Source organism: Flavobacterium sp. GNP001 (genome assembly GCF_054343775.1).
The window spans coordinates 506,393-529,766 of the sequence record NZ_JBTGUX010000001.1; the positions used below are offsets into that span (position 1 = coordinate 506,393).

14 protein-coding genes, 4 tRNA genes and 3 rRNA genes are annotated in these 23,374 nt (G+C 36.6%); 19 read left to right on the forward strand and 2 right to left on the reverse strand.

The window, feature by feature from the left end; all coding sequences use genetic code 11:
• Positions 1 to 205: 205 nt before the first annotated feature.
• The 3 genes from ACXX8U_RS02085 (at position 206) to ACXX8U_RS02095 (ending at position 5,723) form a co-directional block, all read left to right on the forward strand.
• Positions 206 to 2,098 (forward strand): polysaccharide biosynthesis protein, encoded by a 1,893-nt coding sequence (locus ACXX8U_RS02085; protein WP_458564389.1) that lies wholly within the window; start codon positions 206 to 208, stop codon positions 2,096 to 2,098.
• Positions 2,099 to 2,573: 475 nt separating this feature from the next.
• On the forward strand, positions 2,574 to 3,347 hold the full coding sequence (locus tag ACXX8U_RS02090; RefSeq protein WP_458564390.1) for a polysaccharide biosynthesis/export family protein: 774 nt from the start codon (positions 2,574 to 2,576) through the stop codon (positions 3,345 to 3,347).
• 9 nt (positions 3,348 to 3,356) lie between these two features.
• Positions 3,357 to 5,723, forward strand: a complete 2,367-nt coding sequence (locus ACXX8U_RS02095) for a GumC family protein (RefSeq protein ID WP_458564391.1) — start codon at positions 3,357 to 3,359, stop codon at positions 5,721 to 5,723.
• An 89-nt stretch (positions 5,724 to 5,812) separates the two neighbouring features.
• Here the strand turns inward: ACXX8U_RS02095 and ACXX8U_RS02100 are convergent, their stop codons facing one another.
• Positions 5,813 to 6,559, reverse strand: coding sequence for a tyrosine-protein phosphatase (locus ACXX8U_RS02100; RefSeq protein ID WP_458564392.1), 747 nt, complete (start codon positions 6,557 to 6,559; stop codon positions 5,813 to 5,815).
• 976 nt (positions 6,560 to 7,535) lie between these two features.
• Here ACXX8U_RS02100 and ACXX8U_RS02105 point away from each other — a divergent pair.
• The 8 genes from ACXX8U_RS02105 (at position 7,536) to ACXX8U_RS02140 (ending at position 13,719) form a co-directional block, all read left to right on the forward strand.
• Positions 7,536 to 9,049: ribosomal RNA gene (locus tag ACXX8U_RS02105) — 16S ribosomal RNA — on the forward strand.
• Between the two features lie 132 nt (positions 9,050 to 9,181).
• A tRNA-Ile gene (locus tag ACXX8U_RS02110) sits at positions 9,182 to 9,255 on the forward strand.
• Positions 9,256 to 9,343: 88 nt separating this feature from the next.
• Positions 9,344 to 9,417 (forward strand) — tRNA-Ala (locus ACXX8U_RS02115).
• A gap of 190 nt (positions 9,418 to 9,607) precedes the next feature.
• A 23S ribosomal RNA gene (locus ACXX8U_RS02120) occupies positions 9,608 to 12,491 on the forward strand.
• Between the two features lie 188 nt (positions 12,492 to 12,679).
• A 5S ribosomal RNA gene (rrf, locus tag ACXX8U_RS02125) occupies positions 12,680 to 12,789 on the forward strand.
• Together the 16S, 23S and 5S rRNA genes with 4 tRNA genes alongside form the textbook arrangement of a ribosomal RNA operon.
• Positions 12,790 to 12,847: 58 nt before the next feature.
• Positions 12,848 to 12,920: transfer RNA gene (locus ACXX8U_RS02130), tRNA-Phe, on the forward strand.
• 12 nt (positions 12,921 to 12,932) lie between these two features.
• Positions 12,933 to 13,018: transfer RNA gene (locus ACXX8U_RS02135), tRNA-Leu, on the forward strand.
• 221 nt (positions 13,019 to 13,239) lie between these two features.
• The gene (locus ACXX8U_RS02140) at positions 13,240 to 13,719 is read left to right on the forward strand and encodes a hypothetical protein (protein WP_458564393.1); all 480 of its coding nucleotides are present in this window, start codon (positions 13,240 to 13,242) and stop codon (positions 13,717 to 13,719) included.
• A gap of 908 nt (positions 13,720 to 14,627) precedes the next feature.
• On the opposite strand, the gene ACXX8U_RS02145 is transcribed toward ACXX8U_RS02140, so the two are convergent.
• Positions 14,628 to 14,987 (reverse strand): bleomycin resistance protein, encoded by a 360-nt coding sequence (locus tag ACXX8U_RS02145; RefSeq protein WP_458564394.1) that lies wholly within the window; start codon positions 14,985 to 14,987, stop codon positions 14,628 to 14,630.
• A gap of 340 nt (positions 14,988 to 15,327) precedes the next feature.
• On the opposite strand from ACXX8U_RS02145, the gene ACXX8U_RS02150 reads away from it, so the two are divergent.
• From ACXX8U_RS02150 to ACXX8U_RS02185, 8 genes are all read left to right on the forward strand, one after another.
• The gene (locus ACXX8U_RS02150) at positions 15,328 to 16,197 is read left to right on the forward strand and encodes an ABC transporter permease (RefSeq protein WP_458564395.1); all 870 of its coding nucleotides are present in this window, start codon (positions 15,328 to 15,330) and stop codon (positions 16,195 to 16,197) included.
• A gap of 155 nt (positions 16,198 to 16,352) precedes the next feature.
• Positions 16,353 to 17,600 (forward strand): ABC transporter ATP-binding protein, encoded by a 1,248-nt coding sequence (locus ACXX8U_RS02155; protein WP_458564396.1) that lies wholly within the window; start codon positions 16,353 to 16,355, stop codon positions 17,598 to 17,600.
• Between the two features lie 11 nt (positions 17,601 to 17,611).
• Entirely contained in the window at positions 17,612 to 18,310 is a 699-nt protein-coding gene (locus ACXX8U_RS02160; protein ID WP_458564397.1) for a class I SAM-dependent methyltransferase, read from the forward strand.
• Positions 18,289 to 19,203: a glycosyltransferase family 2 protein gene (locus ACXX8U_RS02165; protein WP_458564398.1), complete on the forward strand. Its 915-nt coding sequence runs from the start codon at positions 18,289 to 18,291 to the stop codon at positions 19,201 to 19,203. The genes ACXX8U_RS02160 and ACXX8U_RS02165 overlap by 22 nt, the downstream gene beginning before the upstream one ends.
• A gap of 102 nt (positions 19,204 to 19,305) precedes the next feature.
• Complete coding sequence (locus tag ACXX8U_RS02170; RefSeq protein WP_458564399.1) at positions 19,306 to 20,304, forward strand: glycosyltransferase family protein; 999 nt, start codon at positions 19,306 to 19,308, stop codon at positions 20,302 to 20,304.
• A 27-nt stretch (positions 20,305 to 20,331) separates the two neighbouring features.
• On the forward strand, positions 20,332 to 21,156 hold the full coding sequence (locus ACXX8U_RS02175) for a DUF5672 family protein (RefSeq protein ID WP_458564400.1): 825 nt from the start codon (positions 20,332 to 20,334) through the stop codon (positions 21,154 to 21,156).
• Positions 21,157 to 21,618: 462 nt separating this feature from the next.
• Positions 21,619 to 22,527, forward strand: coding sequence for a glycosyltransferase family 2 protein (locus ACXX8U_RS02180; protein WP_458564401.1), 909 nt, complete (start codon positions 21,619 to 21,621; stop codon positions 22,525 to 22,527).
• Complete coding sequence (locus tag ACXX8U_RS02185) at positions 22,527 to 23,369, forward strand: glycosyltransferase family 2 protein (RefSeq protein WP_458564402.1); 843 nt, start codon at positions 22,527 to 22,529, stop codon at positions 23,367 to 23,369. Before ACXX8U_RS02180 ends, ACXX8U_RS02185 begins: the two co-directional genes overlap by 1 nt.
• Positions 23,370 to 23,374 lie beyond the last annotated feature (5 nt).

The window sequence follows — 23,374 nt, forward strand, 5'->3', positions numbered from 1 at the left end:
GGAACCCGTATGTTATTTGAAGGTGAACAAGGTAGCTTACTTCAAAAATATTTATCGAAATAATGGTGTACAATGGCCTACTTTAATTATTATATTTGTACTGTAAGTAATATTAAATAAATCAAAAATTTTGCATAATTCTTCTAAGAAAAAATCGATTAAATTTATTGCTTCATTGGCAGAAAAGCTGAATGTTAGACTTAATATGAAAAATTTAGGCTATCTACCTAGGTGGATCATTGTAAGTATTGACATGATGGTGTTAATGGTTAGTTTTGTATCTACTTTTTTGATTTTCCAAGGGATGCGAATGAGTTATATTGTAACTCATCACAACGTAGCATTTATCTTTTCTTTTTTTGGGACAAACTTATTTTTCTTTTGGCTATTTCGAACTTATTCTGGAATTATAAGACATTCATCTTACATCGATGCAGTTAAATTATTCTTCTCTCAGGCTTCAGTATTGATTGTCTTTGTACTGCTGAATTTTATCTGCTTGGTTTCTCTTGGTTTCAAGCCTTTACTAAACACCGCTTTGTTTTTTAATACCACTTTGTCTTTTTGTGGATTATTTTTATACCGCGTTTTGGTAAAACAAGCTTTCGAATTGTATTTCTCAGATAAAAAGAGCGCAAATCTAATTCGAACGGTAATTTACGGCACTGATGCAAATGCAATTTCTGTTGCCAATGCGCTTAATTTTGAAACGCCTTCTCGTTTCAAAATTGTAGGGTTTGTGGATAAAAACAATCAAAATGCATCCAAAAGGATGTTAGACTTACCAATCCTAGTACTCAAAAAGAAATTGCCAACATTGATGCGATCTGTAAATGCTCAAAGTGTCATTATTGCAGATAAGTCGTTGTCTAAAGAGGATCAAATTGCATTTGTAGATCAATGTTTGGAATACAATTTAAAAGTTTATACCGTACCATTAATTTCGGATTGGGAAAATCAAAAGGAGATTTCTCAAAAAGTGAAGACAATTGAAATTGAGGACTTGTTAGAGCGTAAGCCTATCGTTTTAGATAACAAAGGGATTTCTAAACAATTGAAAGATAAAGTTATTCTAATCACGGGAGCGGCCGGTTCAATAGGTAGTGAAATAGTAAGACAAGTAATCACTTTTAATCCAAAATTGGTCATCATGCTGGATCAGGCTGAAACGCCTTTGCATCATTTACAATTAGAAACAGCAGTTTTAGGGATTGATGTAGAGATTCGCACAATTATTGGTGATATTCGCAACCTTGAAGCAATGGATATGGTTTTTAAAACCTACGCTCCTCAAGTTGTTTTTCATGCTGCAGCATACAAACATGTACCTTTAATGGAGGATAATCCTTGTCAAGCCGTTTTTACGAATGTAGTAGGTACAAAGATACTAGCAGATTTATCTTGCTTGTACAAGGTCAAAAAATTTGTAATGGTTTCTACCGATAAGGCGGTAAACCCAAGTAATGTAATGGGTGCTAGTAAAAGAATTGCAGAGAAATACGTGCAATCGCTACAGTTAAAAAATCGACAAGAGAACGAAAAGGCAGCCACAAAATTTATCACCACACGATTTGGTAATGTTTTAGGATCTAATGGATCTGTAGTGCCGCTTTTTACAAAACAAATTGCCCAAGGCGGTCCAGTGACCATAACTCACAAAGATATTATCCGTTATTTCATGACCATTCCCGAGGCTTGCCAATTGGTACTTGAAGCGGGCGCAATGGGTAAAGGAGGTGAAATTTACATTTTTGATATGGGTAAACCTGTTAGGATTATAGATTTGGCTCGTAAAATGATAAAATTGGCGGGATTTCTGCCTGAAAAAGACATAAAGATTGAAGTAGTGGGTTTACGACCAGGAGAAAAACTGTACGAAGAACTACTCAATGATACCTCAAAGTCTATTCCAACGCATCATGCCAAAATTATGATTGCACAAGAAATTCAAGAAGAATATGAGAATCTTCACCAAGAGATTTATGAATTGATCTCCATTTCTAAAAACTTTGCAGGTGATGCCATCGTTGGGCAAATGAAAAAAATTGTACCCGAATTCAAAAGCATGAACTCTAGTTTCGAAACACTAGATAAGTAACATAAATAAATACACATTAATTTAATTAAACGAAACAGGCATCCAATCGCCTGTTTTTTTATGCTCTTGATTTTAAGATCCTGTAGAGTGCTATTAATGTCAATTTTAAAGTAGATCATGACAATTTGATCACAAGTGAAGTGCGAGCAGACCACAATCAAAAGCTATTGATTTTTGCGACAATTTGTGTCGAAATTGAGTAGGATTAGTCAGATAAAAATCCTAGATACGCCTCTTTTCAAGTTTTATTGGCTGTTGAAAATTTTCCGCTATTTTCCGACACAATAAATATTAGAATTGATTTTTTTGGACAATTATCCAAAAAGTTTAGTACGAGATAAAGCCTAGGATAGTCTGTCGCAAGTTGGAGCATCGCCGCATAGGTTAATGCTAGAATTTAAAAGCTTCTTAGCATAAATCTGGCAAGTTTGTATGATTATAATTACTATCTTTGGTGTCTTTTAAACTAAGAAATATGAAACACATTCTTTTACAAAAAACAGCACTCTTTGTGGTTTTTGTAGTATTGTTGTGCTCTTGCGCTTCGCGTAAGGATATGATTTATTATCAAGATGTTGATAATCAATCAAGTCAAAAAGGCTTAAATAGCTATGAAATTAAAATACAACCTGATGACTTATTGTTACTCACTGTTTACGCAGACGATGCCGAAGCTGTAAAGTCATTCAATTTAAATATGTCAACAGAGTTGACATCAGGAAGCTCGGCTGGATCCTCTTATTTAGTAGATGCTTATGGGTACATTGACCTCCCAACAGTTGGTAAATTCAAAATAAGTGGTTTATCTCGTAGTGAGGCTTTACAATCACTAGAGCAGGAGTTATCCAAATACATAAAAAAGCCTATCGTTAGTCTTCGAATTAGTAATTTTAAAGTCTCAGTACAAGGAGAAGTTGCTGCACCAGGAAGTTATCCAATAGCATCTGAAAGGGTGACTCTGATTGAAGCCCTAACTATGGCGGGAGATTTAACGGTGTATGGTAAAAGAAATAATATTTTGGTGATTCGCGAGGTGGAAGGGGTTCGCTCCTATAATAGAATTGATATCACAAAGGCTGAATTTATGAATTCACCTTTTTACTATTTGTCACAAAATGATGTGGTATACGTAGAGCCAAATCAAAATAGAATTGACGGATCTGCTACTGGGCCAAGTACAAACTTGATATTCTCCGTTACGGGTATATTAATATCATTGGCAACTTTCATAATCACCACTTTAAAATAAGCTATGACCATGGAAAACAATTCTATGCTAAATGATACACCAGAACAGGATTTTCAAATTAGGGCTATTGTAGATCAGTACCTTTCCTATTGGAGGTGGTTTGTTTTAGGAGTGGCAATAACGATGAGTGTGGCGTACATTTATTTGCGCTATTCAATTCCGCAGTACAAAGCGGCGACAACAATTTTAGTTAAGGATGACAAAAAAGGAGGCTTGTCCTCAGAGCTGTCTGCTTTTGCAGATATGGGTATTAGTGGCGGTAAAAGTAATTTAGACAACGAAATTGAAATTCTCAAATCTCGCAGTTTGGTTGAGAATACCGTTCGTAAAATGAACTTGAATATTGCGTTTATTGTTGAAGGTAAGGTGCTTAGTACTAATTTGTACAATAAAGCACCAATTCTACTAACTTATCTTGAAAAAAAATCTGATTTCTACAACGAAGGTCGATCCTATCAATTTTGGGCATTGTCCAATGATACTTTTCAATTTATTGATTTGTTAGGTCAAGGAAATGTCTTAGAAGGAGGGAAAAAAGTGTTTCGTTATGGGCAACCTATACGCACTAAGTATGGAACTTTGGTGATTAACAAATCCTTGGTCAACACGCAACCTTACAATGATGAGGTGCGTCCAATCAAAATCATAATCAACCCTCTAGAAAGTGTAGCAACTAGTTTTAGGTCACGCTTAAGTGTAGCTTTGTTGAGCAAAACGAGTAGTGTAGTAGAGTTGTCCCTTGTAGATCCTGTAGTAGAACAAGCTGAAGATTTTTTGAATAATTTGGTGCAAAATTACAATGAAGAAGCTGCTGCCGATAAAAACTTCATTTCTGAAAACACTTCCAAATTCATAGCAAATCGTTTGGCTCTGATCACTGAAGAGTTAGATGGTGTTGAAAAAAATGTAGAAAGTTTTAAAACAGGAAATCAGCTAACCAACATCGAGGCAGAGGCACAACTTTTTATAGAAGGTTCAAGCGAGTATGACAAAAAAGGGATCGAGACAGATATTCAATTGAATGTGATTGCATCGTTGACTGATTTTTTAAAGAAAAGTACACCTTCTGATTTATTACCAACTAATATTGCAAGTGGAGAAGCGCAAGAACTTATCCAAGATTACAATCAGTTAGTTTTGACTCGCAATCGCATTCTTAAAACGGCAACAGAGGTCAATCCAACGGTAGTTAAAATTAGTGAACAAATCAATGCTTTGAAATCAAATGTTGCAGCTAGTTTGAGTCGTCAAAAAAATAATTTGATGATTCAAAAAAGAGATTTAGGGAGTCAAGAAGGTGTTTTCAACAGTAAAATAAAAAAAATCCCGTCGCAAGAACGTCAATTTAGAGTAATTGCACGCCAACAAAAAGTAAAAGAAGAATTGTACTTGTATCTTTTGCAAAAACGCGAAGAGACTGCTATAGCGCTTGCTGCAACTGAGTCAATTGCACGTGTTGTAGACTCTGCAAAAGGATCGTACGCTCCAATTTCACCTAAAAAAAGCATTATTTATTTAGGTGCTCTTTTCCTAGGTTTATTGATTCCTTTCGCTATCATTTATTTGCTGGATCTTTTAGATACTAAAATTAAAAGCCGTTTGGATTTGGAGGGTAAATCGCCAATTCCCTTTATTGGTGACGTGCCTTCATCCGATTCTCCTTCTGAAATTATAAAATCAGAGAGCAGAACCAGTTCAGCCGAAGCATTACGAATCATCCGAACGAACTTAGAGTTTATGTTGACCAAGGTACCAGAAGGTATTGCAAAAACAATTTTTCTGACGTCAACCTTTCCTAAAGAAGGTAAAACCTTTGTATCGGTAAATTTAGCGGCAACTTTTGCATTGTCAGGAAAAAAAGTTTTATTAATCGGAATGGATATTCGTAATCCTAGACTAGATGAGTACTTGTCAATTCCAGATCGTGGTGTAACTAATTATTTGTCTAGCAAAACCCTAGTTTTAGAAGATTTAATTGTGAAGTATGATGGTTTCGAAGATTTCCATATTCTACCAGCGGGAATTATCCCTCCCAACCCAGCGGAGTTGTTAATGAATAAAAAAGTAGATGGACTCTTTGAATCACTCAAAAAACAATACGATTACATCATAGTCGATACGGCTCCCGTAAGTTTAGTGACAGATACATTATTAATTGCCAAGCATGCGGATTGTTTTATCTACGTAGCTCGTGCTAATTTTTTAGAAAAACGAATGCTTAATATACCAAACACTTTGTACAAAGAACAAAAGTTGCCTAACATGTGTTTGCTTCTTAATGATACAGATTCAACAAAAGGTTATGGGTACGGTTATGGTTATGGAGTACAAGTAGAGAAAAAAGTTTGGTACAAACGACTACTTGGAATTAAATAGAGAATATCTTCATGAAAAACGGGTACTGTAGCGTAAGGCTATAGTGCCCGTTTTTTTTATGTTAAGTGATCAAGCTTTTTGAGCCAGTCTTAAAGACCTGTACTTTTAAAAAATTGATTGTTAGCAAAGGCTTCTTCAAGTGGTTTTAGGTCTTTCAAAAGTACTTTGTTTTCAAAAGCTGCAATATGTTTTAAATGATGTACATCCGTTCCTACATAAGTATACATGCCTTTCTGTAGTAATTGATTTGCGATTTTTGAAATTGCTTCACCATAATACCCTACTACCGAAAGTAGGTTCAATTGAAAGACACAGCCTGCTCGCAAAAGTTTATCATACTCACTGCTGTTCTTGTGATAAAAGAGGTATCGCTCAGGATGTGCTAACACAGGAATATATCCTGCCACTTGCAAGTCAAACAAAATACTGTACAGCTGTATTGGTGCATTAATGTATGACATTTCTACTAACACATAATTATCCTTTAGAGTTAAAAGAGTGCCTTCTTGAAAAAGTGTGACAAACTGGTCGTCCATCAAGTATTCAGCTGCAGCTTTAAACGGCAATACAAATCCGTTTGCATTTAAGTCCAATAAAGTAGATTGTTCCTTATTAATGATACCCTCCTTGGTGTTGTTCCATACATGTTGAATAATATGAGGAGTAGTAATAATCTCAGAAATCCCAAAACTTTGCAACGCCTTTACAAGAGCATGGGTTTCGTTCACAGTTTGAGCTCCATCATCAATACCTGGAAGCAAGTGAGAGTGTATGTCAATATGATGATCAGGGATCAAGTCCCTCAAGATCGGTTTGGGTTTTAAGAATGTAAACATGCTGCAAATATAAATAAAGTCTCCTATTATTGTATGGCTTTTTGTATATTCAATTTTGATGCATCACTCTATGTTTATTGCAGCTCACATTGTTTATGAATAGTGTCTCCCTTTTGGCGTTGCGCTTTTCTTGCTCTTGCCTTTTGTTAGGGCAAGATCAAGAAAGTCGTCGAGCTATTTGCTGCAAGTCCTCGGCACTCCCTCAAGACGGTCGTGCCTGTGGGCTTTCCGCTGCTATCCCTAACGCGAGCTCCACTTATTAGTGACAAATTTTGTAAGAGCTACATATTATATAGAGTAAAACACGTAGACTGCAATTCTTAAAAACGTCAGTTCGAGTGTTTTTTGCGCAGTAAAACGCAGCAAAACTTCTCGATACGCTCCGCTACTCGAAGTGACGCTTATCGAGAACCGTGTCAACCGCGCAAAAACGACCTAATCCTCATAATGAACAAAAAACTTCTTGTCTAATCTTATTGATTTTAAGTTACTTAAAAAATAGTTTACAATTAAGTTTAAAAAAGGCTTGTAAAAGCGAATAAAGGTTGTAGTTTTGCACCCGCAATCAGCGCAACGTTCTACTAAAAACCTGAAACAAACGAAGAAACAATTTTTAAAAAAAGATTGCAAAAAGTTTGCCAGAGTTAAAATAGATGTTACCTTTGCACCCCGCAATAGAGCAGAGTTCTTATGACATATTGAGAGAAAAAGGAAAGAAAATCGAGAAAAACATTTTCGAAAAAAACTTTAAATTTTTCTTGCATAGTTAAAAAGAAATTTCTACTTTTGCACCCGCTTTGAGACACACGAAAAGCGCATTAAATAAAGAAGAATACGTTCCTAGACATATTGAATTGACAGCCGTTTTGAAAGAGATTTCAAAACAAAAGAATAAGAGTAATAGAATCGAGAGATTTGAAAAGAACCGATAGAGTTTATCGTCATACAACAGTCCGCCACGGCGGACAAACAATATACGATGAAGAGTTTGATCCTGGCTCAGGATGAACGCTAGCGGCAGGCTTAACACATGCAAGTCGAGGGGTATAGTTCTTCGGAACTAGAGACCGGCGCACGGGTGCGTAACGCGTATGCAATCTACCTTTTACAGGGGAATAGCCCAGAGAAATTTGGATTAATGCCCCATAGTATAGTTTTTTCGCATGAAGAGATTATTAAAGTTCCAACGGTAAAAGATGAGCATGCGTCCCATTAGCTAGATGGTAAGGTAACGGCTTACCATGGCGACGATGGGTAGGGGTCCTGAGAGGGAGATCCCCCACACTGGTACTGAGACACGGACCAGACTCCTACGGGAGGCAGCAGTGAGGAATATTGGTCAATGGACGCAAGTCTGAACCAGCCATGCCGCGTGCAGGATGACGGTCCTATGGATTGTAAACTGCTTTTGTACGAGAAGAAACACTCCTACGTGTAGGAGCTTGACGGTATCGTAAGAATAAGGATCGGCTAACTCCGTGCCAGCAGCCGCGGTAATACGGAGGATCCAAGCGTTATCCGGAATCATTGGGTTTAAAGGGTCCGTAGGCGGTTTAGTAAGTCAGTGGTGAAAGCCCATCGCTCAACGGTGGAACGGCCATTGATACTGCTAAACTTGAATTATTAGGAAGTAACTAGAATATGTAGTGTAGCGGTGAAATGCTTAGAGATTACATGGAATACCAATTGCGAAGGCAGGTTACTACTAATGGATTGACGCTGATGGACGAAAGCGTGGGTAGCGAACAGGATTAGATACCCTGGTAGTCCACGCCGTAAACGATGGATACTAGCTGTTGGGAGCAATCTCAGTGGCTAAGCGAAAGTGATAAGTATCCCACCTGGGGAGTACGTTCGCAAGAATGAAACTCAAAGGAATTGACGGGGGCCCGCACAAGCGGTGGAGCATGTGGTTTAATTCGATGATACGCGAGGAACCTTACCAAGGCTTAAATGTAGATTGACCGGTTTGGAAACAGACTTTTCGCAAGACAATTTACAAGGTGCTGCATGGTTGTCGTCAGCTCGTGCCGTGAGGTGTCAGGTTAAGTCCTATAACGAGCGCAACCCCTGTTGTTAGTTGCCAGCGAGTCATGTCGGGAACTCTAACAAGACTGCCAGTGCAAACTGTGAGGAAGGTGGGGATGACGTCAAATCATCACGGCCCTTACGCCTTGGGCTACACACGTGCTACAATGGCCGGTACAGAGAGCAGCCACTGGGTGACCAGGAGCGAATCTATAAAACCGGTCACAGTTCGGATCGGAGTCTGCAACTCGACTCCGTGAAGCTGGAATCGCTAGTAATCGGATATCAGCCATGATCCGGTGAATACGTTCCCGGGCCTTGTACACACCGCCCGTCAAGCCATGGAAGCTGGGGGTGCCTGAAGTCGGTGACCGCAAGGAGCTGCCTAGGGTAAAACTGGTAACTAGGGCTAAGTCGTAACAAGGTAGCCGTACCGGAAGGTGCGGCTGGAACACCTCCTTTCTAGAGCCTTAGTGTTAGTAGCAATACACGCTAGGGAAAAAGATAAATGATAGAGGGACTTACTAAATAAAGAAGTTCTATTACTCTTGCTGTTAATTTAAAGAAATTGAAAAGAAGGATGAAGTAAAACAGAGTCTCGTAGCTCAGCTGGTTAGAGTACTACACTGATAATGTAGGGGTCGGCAGTTCGAGTCTGCCCGGGACTACTATTTTAGCCATTCGGAAGGAAATTCTAGAGTTGAGAGGTTATGAATCGACATTCATAATTCATAATTCACAATTCATAAATAGATTGGGGGATTAGCTCAGCTGGCTAGAGCGCCTGCCTTGCACGCAGGAGGTCAACGGTTCGACTCCGTTATTCTCCACAAATTTAGTCGAAAGACTAAAGTCTGAAAGTCAAAAGTATGACTTTATGACCTTAGGCTTTACAACTTTTGACCTAAATAAAGTTCATTGACATATTGAGATAAGAAATAATAAAAAGTAGAAAGCAGTTTTTTCTAATTTATTAGAAAAAGCGAAAAAAAACGGTCGTAATTAATTTTACGATTGGTACAATAAGCAAAATAAGGGCGTATGGGGGATGCCTAGGCTCTCAGAGGCGATGAAAGGCGTGATAAGCTGCGAAAAGCTACGGGGATGGGCACACACCAATTGATCCGTAGATACCTGAATGGGGCAACCCACTATCTTGAAGAGATAGTACACCGATAGGTGGGCAAACCCGCTGAACTGAAACATCTAAGTAGGCGGAGGAGAAGAAAACAAAAGTGATTCCGTAAGTAGTGGCGAGCGAACGCGGATTAGCCCAAACCAATGTTGTTACGGCAATGTTGGGGTTGTAGGACCACGATATTTTATGTACAAGGAACCGGAATTGACTGGAAAGTCGAACCATAGAGGGTGATAGTCCCGTATGGGTAACGAGTATAATAAATAGTGGTATCCTGAGTAGGGCGGGGCACGTGAAACCCTGTCTGAATTTGGCGGGACCATCCGCTAAGGCTAAATACTCCTGAGAGACCGATAGTGAACCAGTACCGTGAGGGAAAGGTGAAAAGAACCGTGAATAACGGAGTGAAATAGATCCTGAAACCATACGCTTACAAGCGGTCGGAGCCCTTTAGTGGGGTGACGGCGTGCCTTTTGCATAATGAGCCTACGAGTTAACGTTGCTGGCAAGGATAAGTGGTTAAGCCACGGATCCGTAGCGAAAGCGAGTCTGAATAGGGCGCTTTAGTCAGTAGTGTTAGACGCGAAACCGTGTGATCTACCCATGGGCAGGATGAAGCGCTGGTAACACAGTGTGGAGGTCCGAACCGGTTGACGTTGAAAAGTCTTCGGATGACCTGTGGGTAGGGGTGAAAGGCCAATCAAACTCGGAAATAGCTCGTACTCCCCGAAATGCATTTAGGTGCAGCGCACGGCATAAAGTTATATAGAGGTAGAGCTACTGATTGGATGCGGGGGCTTCACCGCCTACCAATTCCTGACAAACTCCGAATGCTATATAATGTTTCCGTGCAGTGAGGGCTTGGGTGCTAAGGTCCAAGTCCGAGAGGGAAAGAACCCAGACCATCAGCTAAGGTCCCCAAATATACGCTAAGTTGAAAGAACGAGGTTTGTCTGCCCAGACAGCTAGGATGTTGGCTTGGAAGCAGCCATTCATTTAAAGAGTGCGTAACAGCTCACTAGTCGAGCGGACGAGCATGGATAATAATCGGGCATAAGCGTATTACCGAAGCTATGGATTTACAATTTATTGTAAGTGGTAGGGGAGCATTCTAACAGGGTAGAAGGTGTATCGTAAGGTATGCTGGACTGGTTAGAAAAGAAAATGTAGGCATAAGTAACGATAATGCGGGCGAGAAACCCGCACACCGAAAGACTAAGGTTTCCACAGCTATGCTAATCAGCTGTGGGTTAGTCGGGACCTAAGGCGAACCCGAAAGGGACAGTCGATGGACAACGGGTTAATATTCCCGTACTAGTTATTACTGTGATGGGGTGACGGAGTGATGAAAGCGCCGCGAACTGACGGAATAGTTCGTTGAAGTACCTACCTATAAGACCCGCAGGCAAATCCACGGGTTTTGGGGAAATACGATAGTACTCGGATACTTCGGTAGAAGAGATAGTGCGCCTAAGGGCTTCCAAGAAAAACCTCTAAACTTCAGGTAATAAGTACCCGTACCGCAAACCGACACAGGTAGTCGAGGAGAGAATCCTAAGGTGCTCGAGAGATTCATGGCTAAGGAATTAGGCAAAATAGACCCGTAACTTCGGGAGAAGGGTCGCCAGCAGCAATGCTGGCCGCAGTGAAGAGGTCCAGGCGACTGTTTATCAAAAACACAGGGCTCTGCAAAATCGTAAGATGAAGTATAGGGCCTGACACCTGCCCGGTGCTGGAAGGTTAAGTGGAGATGTTATCTTCGGAGAAGCATTGAAATGAAGCCCCAGTAAACGGCGGCCGTAACTATAACGGTCCTAAGGTAGCGAAATTCCTTGTCGGGTAAGTTCCGACCTGCACGAATGGTGTAACGATCTGGACACTGTCTCAGCCATGAGCTCGGTGAAATTGTAGTAGCGGTGAAGATGCCGCTTACCCGCAGTGGGACGAAAAGACCCTGTGCACCTTTACTATAGCTTAGTATTGACCTTGGATAAATGATGTGTAGGATAGGTTGGAGACTGTGAAGTGGCGTCGCTAGGCGTTGTGGAGTCATTGTTGAAATACAACCCTTTGTTTATCTGAGGCCTAACTCCGCATTGCGGAGGACATTGCTTGGTGGGTAGTTTGACTGGGGTGGTCGCCTCCAAAAGAGTAACGGAGGCTTCTAAAGGTTCCCTCAGTACGCTTGGTAACCGTGCGTAGAGTGCAATGGCATAAGGGAGCTTGACTGAGAGACATACAGGTCGATCAGGTACGAAAGTAGAGCATAGTGATCCGGTGGTTCCGCATGGAAGGGCCATCGCTCAAAGGATAAAAGGTACGCCGGGGATAACAGGCTGATCTCCCCCAAGAGCTCATATCGACGGGGGGGTTTGGCACCTCGATGTCGGCTCGTCACATCCTGGGGCTGGAGAAGGTCCCAAGGGTTGGGCTGTTCGCCCATTAAAGTGGCACGCGAGCTGGGTTCAGAACGTCGTGAGACAGTTCGGTCTCTATCTACTGTGGGCGCAAGAAATTTGAGTGGATCTGATTCTAGTACGAGAGGACCGAATTGGACAAACCTCTAGTGTATCTGTTGTCACGCCAGTGGCACCGCAGAGTAGCTACGTTTGGAAGGGATAAGCGCTGAAAGCATATAAGCGCGAAACCCACCACAAGATGAGATTTCTTTTAAGGGTCGTGGGAGATGACCACGTTGATAGGCTATAGATGTAAAGGCAGTAATGTCATAGTCGAGTAGTACTAATAACCCGTAAGCTTATGTACACCCTTTTCCTCCCGAGTAATCGGGAGGGAGAAACTTTCTAATACTTCAATGTATACTTTTTTATATTCTTTATCTCAGTATGTTAAGATATTTGTCCGCCGCGGCGGATGTTTAAAGTTTGAAGTTTAATGTTGCAGGTTGAAAAACTTGAAACTATAAAAACTTGAAACTCCTTAAACAATAATCTTAAGGTGATTATTGCGGCGGGGCTCACCTCTTCCCATCCCGAACAGAGTAGTTAAGCCCGCCAGCGCAGATGGTACTGCAGTTATGTGGGAGAGTATGTCGTTGCCTTTCTTTGAAAGCCCATTCTAATCGGATGGGCTTTTTTTTATCATTTACTTTTTACAAGTAAGGTACCTTAGCTCAGATGGTAGAGCAATGGACTGAAAATCCATGTGTCCCTGGTTCGATCCCTGGAGGTACCACAACCAAAGCTCGCTCGGATGGTGAAATTGGTAGACACGCTGGACTTAAAATCCAGTGAACAGCAATGTTCGTGCGGGTTCAAGTCCCGCTCTGAGTACAATAATAAACCCTCCTACACTAATGTGTGGAAGGGTTTTTTATTTACCGAGGTTAGTGTGATATTTATCTCCTTGTATATGGTAATTAGCATTTAAATATTGTCTTTGTTTTATTTGATGATTTTTTAAATTTTATTTTATTTGTTTGGAACGCAAAAGAAAATATTTTCTTAGTATCTTACGTTATTCTATTCTATTTAACCATCAATCTTTTATCAAAATGAAAACAAAAATAAATTTATTTCTTATTACAGCTTCTATTTTAGCCATCACATCCTGCCAAGACAAGAAACAAAATATTGAAGGAACTTCAAAGAAACAAAATGCTGAAAAGCTATTGACTGTGCAATGTTACAAAGCTATATATGAACGTGATACAATAAATTTACAAATTGAGAAATTCAATGGTGGTAAGATCGGAGGCAATATGCAAATGCAATTTGATAAAATGCCGATAAAAAAAGGTGCAATTGCAGGTGAATTTAGTGGTGATACCTTATTTGTTAGTTATACCTTTATTGAAGGTAGTAATGAAAAACTAACTTTCAAAAATCCTATGGCTTTTTTAAAACGTGGAGAGCAGCTGATTTTAGGGAATGGTAAAATGCAGACTACTATGGGTGCTACTTATTTCATAAAAGGGGAACCTATTGATTTTGATTCTGTTAAGTTTAAATTCGACAAGGTTACATGTGAATGAATTTAAAATCACATAAAAACGGTTTTCTAGTTTTTTAAATAAATGCTATTCTAAGGTCAAGAGTTTATTTAATTTGTTCTATTCTCAAGACGATTGCTTTTTTGTAGCGTAGCAAAGTTAAAATGCTTCCATCACTTCGAGTGCTTTTGTGCAGCGAAGCGTAACAAAAGTGTATCGAGAAGTCGTCATGTTTGTAGTACTGTTCTCGATACACTTTTTACAATAAAGCTATTGCATTATTGTAAGAAGCACTTGAACTGACGGCCTAGCTATCGGTATTGTGAATGCTTTTGTGCAGCACAGCAAAGCAAAAGTGTCTCGAGAATTTGAACTGTACGTTGTTCAAGACTTACTTAACGTCACTTCGAGTGCTTTTGTGTATCGAAGCGTAGCAAAAGTTTATTTCACCGTCACTTCGAGTGCTTTTGTGCAGCGAAGCGTAACAAAAGTGTATCGAGAAGTCGTCATGTTTGTAGTACTGTTCTCGATACACTTCTTACAATAAAGCTATTGCATTATTGTAAGAAGCACTCGAACTGACGGCCTAGCTATCGGTATTGTGAATGCTTTTGTGCAGCACGGCAAAGCAAAAGTGTCTCGAGAATTTGAACTGCACGTTGTTCAAGACTAACTTAACGTCACTTCGAGTGCCTTTGTGTATCGAAGCGTAGCAAAAGTTTATTTCACCGTCACATCGAGTGCTTTTGTGCAGCGAAGCGTAACAAAAGTGTATCGAGAAGTCTTCATGTTTGTAGTACTGTTCTCGATACGCTTCGTACAATTAAGCTATTGCATTATTGCACAAAGCACTCGAACTGACGGCGTAGCTTTCGTTAATTGGCTAGCTTTTGAGTAGCGCAGCGTAGCAAAAGTATATCGAGAATTAGTATTGATTAAATAAATTTATTTTATTCTACTGCTTGACCAAAGGTGAGTAAGTTGTGATCCGGATCAAGTAACGCAAATTCCTTCTGTCCCCATGGTTTGATGTTTAATGGTGCATTTGGGTGTATAGCTGTGCCTTTGTCAATCAATTCTTTGTGAAAATTTTCTATTTCGTTGGTCCTGATATAGGTGCCTGAATAGTTTTCTAACGAGTCTAATTCTTTAAATTCAAAAAAGTGAATTTCTACTTGGTCTCGTTTTACTATTAAATAGCCTTCATAATCATGGGCGCTCACATCGTCAAATCCGAGCTGTTGTGTGTAATAAGCTTTGGTTATAGCTTTATTGCGCATAGGGAGTTTAGGATGAATTTGTGTCAACATTTTGGTTTGTTTTTGAGTTGATTATTTTTTTGTTTTTATTGTCTGATGTAGTGGTTTTTAGTGCATCAAATGCTAAGGTAATTATTTTAAACTTCGCTTTTTACTGCATTTTAACTTATTCATAGTGATATTGTTGTGGCGGTTTGGATAATTGATAAACGGCTACCTAAGTATCTATTATATTTCATTACAGTTGCCATTTCAGCGGGTATTTTTGTCAAAAAATCAATAAGTGGTTGTTTTTGTATTTGTTAAAACCATCCTAAAATTGTTATATTTGTTTACTTTATTTGCCCAAGCATCTTTGTTGGTTAGGCTTACAAAGTTCAATCCAAAAACTATGACCCCAAACGAACAAACCAATACCACGTGGCTGTTTGAAATAACACCTAAGAATAAATTTTTCTCCCTCAATTTAAAGGAAGTATGGCAATACCGTGACTTATTATTTTTGTTTGTAAAACGTGACATTGTAACGGTTTACAAACAAACTGTTCTCGGACCACTGTGGTTTTTCATTCAACCTTTATTTACCAGTATCACTTTTACCATCATTTTTAATAATGTAGCAGGGATTAGTACAGGCACAGTACCTCCTTTTTTATTTAATTTGGCTAGTATTACGGTTTGGAATTATTTCACTTCTTGTTTGAACGGTACTTCCAATACGTTTGCAAACAATGCTGGTATTTTCGGAAAAGTATATTTTCCTCGAATTATCGCTCCCTTAACAGTGGTGATTTCAAATTTGGCTAAGTTTTTAATTCAGGTCTTTATATTTCTTTGTTTCTTTATCTATTACTATAGTCAGAATGCTGCAATTTCTTTTAACAGCGCTACTGTTTTTTTTCCTTTAATTGTTATTTTATTGGGAGTGCTTGGACTTGGGTTGGGTATGATGATTTCGGCATTAGTAACCAAATACCGTGATCTAACGTATCTTATTGGTTTTGGTGTTCAATTGCTCATGTATATTTCGGCAGTCTTTTTTCCTTTAGAGTTAATTGCCATTAAAATGCCCAATTATGCTTGGCTTGTAAAATACAACCCCTTAGCGTATTGCATAGAAGCTACTCGTTATATGTTATTGAGTTCGGGAGAATTTCCAATTTGGGGTATGATCTATACGGTGATCATTACAGCTAGTGTTTTTTTAATAGGGTTACTTTTGTTTAATCATACTGAAAAGAAATTTATTGATACGGTTTAAAGTGAGAAGTTTAAAGTGAGAAGTTAAAAGTGAGAGGAGAGAAGTGAAAAGCTGATTTTAGATGCTCATCATTCAATATTCACCATTGACTATTCACGACTCACCATTCACAATTCATCACTCACAATTCGCCACTCACGACTCACTAAAAAAGAATGAAAGACATAATATTAAAAGCAGAAAACATCTCTAAACAATACCGACTTGGAGTTGTAGGTACTGGCTCATTGATGCATGACCTTAACCGTTGGTGGCATCAAATACGTGGCAAAGAGGATCCGTACTTGAAAATTGGTGAAACTAACGATCGTTCTACTAAAGGGGAGAGTGATTATGTGTGGGCGCTTCAGGACATCAATTTTGAAATTGGTCGTGGCGAAGTTATTGGAATTATCGGGAAGAATGGAGCTGGTAAATCAACCTTACTTAAAATTTTATCACGTGTTACTGCACCTACAACAGGTAGCATTAAGTTTGGTGGGCGTGTGGCCTCGTTACTTGAAGTAGGCACTGGTTTTAATGGCGAAATGACCGGACGCGAAAATATTTACCTGAATGGTGCTATTTTGGGTATGACCAAAAAAGAAATAACCTCAAAGCTCGATGAAATAATCGAATTTTCAGGCTGCCAGCGCTACATTGATACTCCTGTAAAACGATACAGTAGCGGGATGTACGTGCGTTTGGCTTTTGCCGTAGCCGCATTTTTAGAACCTGAAATTTTAATTATTGACGAAGTTTTAGCAGTAGGCGATGCTGAGTTCCAAAAAAAAGCAATTGGCAAAATGCAGGATATCTCTAAAACTGGTGGCCGAACGGTTTTGTTTGTGAGTCACAATATGGCAGCTGTCAAACAATTGTGCACAAGAGGTATTGTTTTGGAACATGGAAAAATTGCTTTTGATGGAAAAATTGATGATGCTTTGAATATCTATCAAAAATCAGATCAGCAGGAGGTTAAAGAGTATTTTATTGGGGATGAAATTATAAAGAAAGCAACACTTAATGCTTCGACTATAAAATATAATTCTCGTTTATATTTGGAAGTCGAATTTGAAGCGAAATTTTTAATAACGAATCCTATTTTAGGAGTTGTAATAAAAGACCTTGACGAAGTTCCACTAATGGGGATTAACAATAGGCATTATGTGGCATCTAAATTAAATATGAAAAGTATTTTTGGAGGAGTAATTTCACTCGAAATAGAGCGGCTAAAATTACTGCCAGGAAAATATAAAGTAGATCTGTTCTTTGGTGATTCCACAATAGATTTAGAAGTTCAGAATGATGCGATCAGTTTTCAAGTGACTGAAGATTTTAATGAACAAGTCCTAAATGGACTTAATTTGAGAATTAATAAAGTGTTTCACGAGAATGTTAATTGGAAATGTTTAGATTTATAAAAAAAGCCAAAATGAAGAAGATTATTGTTAACGCAATTAAGAGTTTAAAATTTAAATTTTCAAAAGAAAAAAGCTTTGATGATGTATATTATGAACATTTATTTATTGAAAATCCGTTATGGAATAAGCCTTTTCCAAATAAGGAGGAGCTCTTAAGATGGCATATAATTAAAGATTTTATAGAAACTGTTGAATCCGATCAAAAAAAAATCAAGATTTTAGATTTAGGGTGTGGCAGAGGATGGTTAACTCATTTGATGTCAAATCATGGCGAAGTATTAGGAGTAGAGCCAGTTAAAGAAGTTTTTTTTCATGCAAAAAAATTATTTCCAGATATCAAATTTAAATGTGGCACTACCAAAGATTTGATTAAGAAGTACAAGGATAATTTTGACTTAATTGTATCTTCAGAGGTAATAGAGCACATACCTGATAGTGAAAAAGTAACCTTTATCAAAGATATTTATAAGCTTCTTAATAAAAAAGGCTATCTCATACTTACAACACCTAGAAAAGAGGTTCAGAAAGAATGGTGTTCATTCACAAGTCCTGACCAACCGGTTGAAGATTGGTTAACTGAAAAAGAAGTTGAGGGGTTGATGTTTGGAGAAAATTTTATTGTTAAAAAATTAGAAAGATATGGAATTCCACCTATTTCAGGTGCTTCCGAAATACTTGTATATCAGCTATGGTTATTTCAAAAAAAATAAATAAAAACAAGGTTTCAATTATTATACCTTGTTTTAATCAATCTCAATTTTTAGATGAATGCTTGACTTCTGTATACAAACAAACGTATCAAAATTGGGAATGTATAATTGTTAATGATGGCTCAACAGATAATACTCATATAATAGCTCGACAGTGGCTTGAAATTGATAAGCGATTTAAGTATGTTAGAAAGGAAAATGGTGGGTTAAGTAGTGCTAGGAATTTAGGATTAAGTGAGGCCAACGGAGATTTTATTCAATTTTTAGATTCAGATGATTTACTTAATGAAAAAAAACTGGAATTTCAACTTTCTTTTTTTTCTGAAAAAATTGATATCGTAATTTGTGATTATTTTCCATTTGATAATGAACTAAAAGGTTTTAAGAGAAACAGATATATAAATCCTTTTCCAGATGTTGAAAATTATAAATATCAAGTAATTGAAAGGTGGGAGCAGACACTGTCGATACCATGTCATTCTGTTCTTTTTAAATCTAAATTATTAGTTCAGAATAGTGAAATTCTTGAGTTTGATGAATCATTACCAAATCATGAAGATTGGGTTTTTTGGACAAAATTATTTTATTTTTCCTCAGGCATTTATAATTTGGAATACTGTTTAGTAAGCTATAGAATTCATAATAATTCGATGTGTCATGATTTAGGGAAAATGAGCGAAGGATTTATAAAAGCGGCGCAGAAAATAAAAATATTTTTGGAATCTCAGAATGAATTGAAAGGGCTTCAAATTTGTACAGAGAAAATAAATAGTATTAATGGAGTACCACCAATTAAAAAAAGAATTAAAACTAAACAATTTGTATTACTTTTTGTTCCGCCAATTTTGAAAATAATAGTAAAAAAGATATTGCTTTTATTAAAAAAAAAATGATTCGAATTCTATCCAAATAATCATAATTAACAAGTATTAAGGTTGTTTTTATTTTTTGATTGTGGTCCTACCTACTGAATATTTATTTTTAAAAATTAATTCATGAACATAGCTTTTACCATTTGCTCAAATAATTATCTTGCTCAAGCTAAAACGCTTTTAGACTCTTTTTTAGAATTTCATCCTGATTGGAAATTTATTGTTGGTTTGTGTGATGAATTTGATTCATCGTTTGATTATAATGTTTTCAATAAATGTGAAATAATTAAAGTAAAAGATATAGGTGTTCCAGATTTTGAAAATTTAGTCAACAAATACAATATTGTTGAATTGAATACGTGTGTAAAACCAACATTTATAAAACATATTTTCACAAATTATGAAGTCGAAAAGTTAATTTACATTGATCCTGATATATTAGTGACGAGCCGATTAGATGAAGTAATAACCATCTTAGATACAAAAAATATAGTAATCACGCCGCATATTTGTACTCCTATTGAAGATGAATATGCGCCAACAGATTACCACACTTTACGCGGTGGTGTTTTTAATCTGGGTTTCATTGCATTAGCTCGTTATAATCAAATAGCTGATTTTATAGCTTGGTGGCACGATAGAGTTGCAAAATATGGCTATTGTAATTTTAGTAAATCAATGTTTTATGATCAGCTTTGGATTAATTATGTCCCAGCCATGAGGGACGATTATCACATACTAAAACATCCTGGCTATAATATGGCAAATTGGAATTTACACGAACGAATCCTATCGCAAAATAAACAAGAACAATTTGTAGTAAATAATAAATACGAATTACGTTTTTTTCACTTTAGCGGTTACAGTTACAAAAACCCTAATTGTATTGCCTCTTATTTAACCCGTTTTGATTTTAATGCAAGAGCTGATTTGCGTTTACTTTTTCAAAGCTATCAAAATAAACTACTTGCTAATAATATTGAAACTATTTATAATCTAAAAGTGTTTTATATCCACAGTAAAAATAAATCAATGTTAGCACCTCAAAAAAAATCTTTACTATCAAAAATTGAAAGCCGTTTAAAAAAAACAGTCAATGTTTTATTAACAGGCAAACTTTAATTGATGGACTACAAAATTATTTAAACCGTGGCCAGAAAAAAAAACTTAAAATTGTGTGTTGTAGTCATTCCTATTCATAGCCATTGCCCAACTGCTTATGAATTGATTTCTTTTGAACAGTGCTTTAAAATATTACATCAGCATGAAATAAAAATTATTGCTCCTTTAGGTATTAATCTCGAAAAGTATAGAGCAATAATACCAGTTTTTGACGTAATTTTTATTGACCCAAATTGGCAATCATCTATTGAAAATTATAACAAGTTGAAGCTGAGTTCTTATTTTTATCATTTATTCAATGATTTTGATTTTTTACTTACTTATGAATTAGATGCTTTTATATTTAAAGATGAAGTCGATTATTGGTGTAAAAAAAATTATGACTACATCGGAGCGCCTTGGTTTTTGGGATTCGATCAGGCAAACACTAATGAGATTATAGGGGTAGGTAATTCTGGCTTTTCATTGCGTAAAATAAAGACAATGCGCAAAGCAATTCGGGCACTTTATTATGTAGAAACCAATAATTCCAAATTATCAACAAAAAAAAGATTTAAAGATGTATTTAAAAAAATATTGTTTTTTATAAAGTTTAATAGAAAAGAGAATAGTACAATTCAAAATGCGGAGTATTTTAATGAAGATTGGTTTATTGCAAATGTCATTTCCCTTCAAATAAAAAATTTTAATATTGCTCCAATTAAAGAAGCAATACAATTTAGTTTTGAGGTACAGCCATCTTATTTATTTACATTAAATGATTTTAGACTTCCTATGGGATGTCATGCATGGGTAAAATATGATTTTGAGTTTTGGAAACCTCATATCCGTCGCTTTGGTTACTCAGTTTAAAAATTCAATCATAGTTTAAATAATGTATAAACTCTATATCATCAATATTAATTGAAACAATACAGCTGGTTAACAAAAAAACATCGGAAGCGTGTTTGGTCAAACTTGACGCAACTTTGAGTATATTATAATTAATTAGTTGTTCAAAAGATGGTTTTGCAACCCATTTGACCTTGTAAAATACGGAAGTAATATACTACTAGATTAGTAAGCTGATCAAACTATTTACGATTTCGTTATCATAGGTATTGCTAAAGAAACAGCGGAGTATTTTTTTAAAAAATCGTGACGATCATTTTAATCGTGAAGATACTTTTGCTCAAATCATTAAAGAATTGTAGCAAAATACCTTAATCTATTTTGATTTAGTAGACGTTTTACAAAAAACAAAACATAATTCATCATGGCCGTTTGACATGATTTGTATTAAGAAGAACGGAAAAGAATGTACCTTTACCACTTATGATTTATAACACTATTTACCCAAAAATTTCTATAGTTACTCCAAATTTTAATGGGGGAAGGTATCTTGAGCACACAATACAATCTGTTTTGTCTCAAGATTATCCTAATTTGGAATATATTGTAATTGATGGAGGAAGTACTGATAATTCAGTTGCTATCATAAAAAAATATGAAAGTCATCTAGCATATTGGGTTAGTGAACCAGATAAAGGATTGTATGATGCTGTTCAAAAAGGATTTGATTGTTCAACGGGCGAAATTATGGCATGGATCAATTCAGATGATTTGTACCACCCTAAAGCATTTTTTACAGTAGCAGAAATCTTTACTAATATTAAAAATGTTAATTGGTTGATGGGTATACCATCAACTTTTGATGAGTTGGGAAGAACGGTCTCAGTTAGTCCATTAAAAAGATGGAATAAATTAGATTACTATCTTAGGAATTTTGAATGGATTCAACAGGAATCTGTTTTTTGGAGGCGCTCTTTATGGACAAAATCAGGAAGTAAAGTTGATTCCAATATGAAATATGCAGCTGATTTAGAATTATGGCTTCGTTTTTTTAGAAGTGAAAAATTATATGTTACACAAGCCCTATTAGGAGGATTTCGACAGCGAAGTGAAGGGCAATTGTCTATAAATTTTCTTGATGAATATATGGAGGAAGCAAGAATGAAGATAAAAGAAGAAATAGAGAATCATATTCCGAAAAAAGAAAAAGATTTGTTGATAAGTATAAAAAAGTACAATATTATCATGAATAAAATGCCTTATACTTTTTTGAAAAGAATTTTGACCAAGGTCTTTTATTCGGATATGATCAAAAAGAAACAATTAGATTTTAGTTATCCACCTTTGATTTGTTTTGATAGAGTCAAACAAGAATTTAAAATTAATAGGTAATGCCAAAACTTTCAATTATCACCATCAACTATAACAATTTTGAAGGGCTGAAAAAAACCGTCGAAAGCGTTGTCAATCAAACTTGGCAAGAGTTTGAGTATATTATTATTGACGGTGGTTCTAATGATGGTAGTGCTGCATATATCGAAAGTCAAAGTGAGTATATTGACTTTTGGGTAAGTGAGCCAGACCAAGGTGTTTATTACGCCATGAATAAAGGTATTGAAGTAGCAAAAGGAGAATATTTACTTTTTTTGAACAGCGGTGATATCTTGAACAATGACAATGTATTGTTTGCTCTAAAAAAGTCATTTTTGTTAGACATGGATATTGTATATGGTGATTTGTGGATTGTAGATGAAAAAGGGAAAGAGTTTAGAAATCGATATCCTGATTTTATTGATTTTTCTTTTTTAAAGCAAACCGCCTTAGGCCATCCGTCTACTGTTATCAAAAAAGAGTTATTTCAGACTTATGGGTTATATAGGACAGATTTAAAAATAGTTTCAGATTGGGCCTTTTTTGTTAAAGTATTAGGTAGACATAAAGTTTCTCACTGCAAGGTAGATTCTATTATAGCTACTTTTTATGAGGGAGGTTTGTCAACTGCTACGATTTATCAGCAACAGCATCTTGAAGAACGTAAAAAAGTACTTATAGAAAATTTTGATTTTTACGATGCGTATTTTGAGAAATTTATAATGAAATTTGAACAACAAAAGGAACTTGTTAATCAACTAGATGAAGGCATAGAAATACTAGTAACCAATAAGCAACTATTGAAAATTATAAATAGTATTATTAGACTATTTGCGATTATTTTGAAGAAAAAGAGATCTTAAATTAT

Bases quoted from the DNA above. Each gene is read 5' to 3' on its own strand.
- ACXX8U_RS02085 (WP_458564389.1), top strand. From the start codon at position 206: ATGAAAAATTTAGGCTATCTACCTAGGTGGATCATTGTAAGTATTGAC.
- ACXX8U_RS02090 (WP_458564390.1), top strand. From the start codon at position 2,574: ATGAAACACATTCTTTTACAAAAAACAGCACTCTTTGTGGTTTTTGTA.
- ACXX8U_RS02095 (WP_458564391.1), top strand. From the start codon at position 3,357: ATGGAAAACAATTCTATGCTAAATGATACACCAGAACAGGATTTTCAA.
- ACXX8U_RS02100 (WP_458564392.1), bottom strand. From the start codon at position 6,559: ATGTTTACATTCTTAAAACCCAAACCGATCTTGAGGGACTTGATCCCT.
- ACXX8U_RS02140 (WP_458564393.1), top strand. From the start codon at position 13,240: ATGAAAACAAAAATAAATTTATTTCTTATTACAGCTTCTATTTTAGCC.
- ACXX8U_RS02145 (WP_458564394.1), bottom strand. From the start codon at position 14,987: ATGTTGACACAAATTCATCCTAAACTCCCTATGCGCAATAAAGCTATA.
- ACXX8U_RS02150 (WP_458564395.1), top strand. From the start codon at position 15,328: ATGACCCCAAACGAACAAACCAATACCACGTGGCTGTTTGAAATAACA.
- ACXX8U_RS02155 (WP_458564396.1), top strand. From the start codon at position 16,353: ATGAAAGACATAATATTAAAAGCAGAAAACATCTCTAAACAATACCGA.
- ACXX8U_RS02160 (WP_458564397.1), top strand. From the start codon at position 17,612: ATGAAGAAGATTATTGTTAACGCAATTAAGAGTTTAAAATTTAAATTT.
- ACXX8U_RS02165 (WP_458564398.1), top strand. From the start codon at position 18,289: ATGGTTATTTCAAAAAAAATAAATAAAAACAAGGTTTCAATTATTATA.
- ACXX8U_RS02170 (WP_458564399.1), top strand. From the start codon at position 19,306: ATGAACATAGCTTTTACCATTTGCTCAAATAATTATCTTGCTCAAGCT.
- ACXX8U_RS02180 (WP_458564401.1), top strand. From the start codon at position 21,619: ATGATTTATAACACTATTTACCCAAAAATTTCTATAGTTACTCCAAAT.
- ACXX8U_RS02185 (WP_458564402.1), top strand. From the start codon at position 22,527: ATGCCAAAACTTTCAATTATCACCATCAACTATAACAATTTTGAAGGG.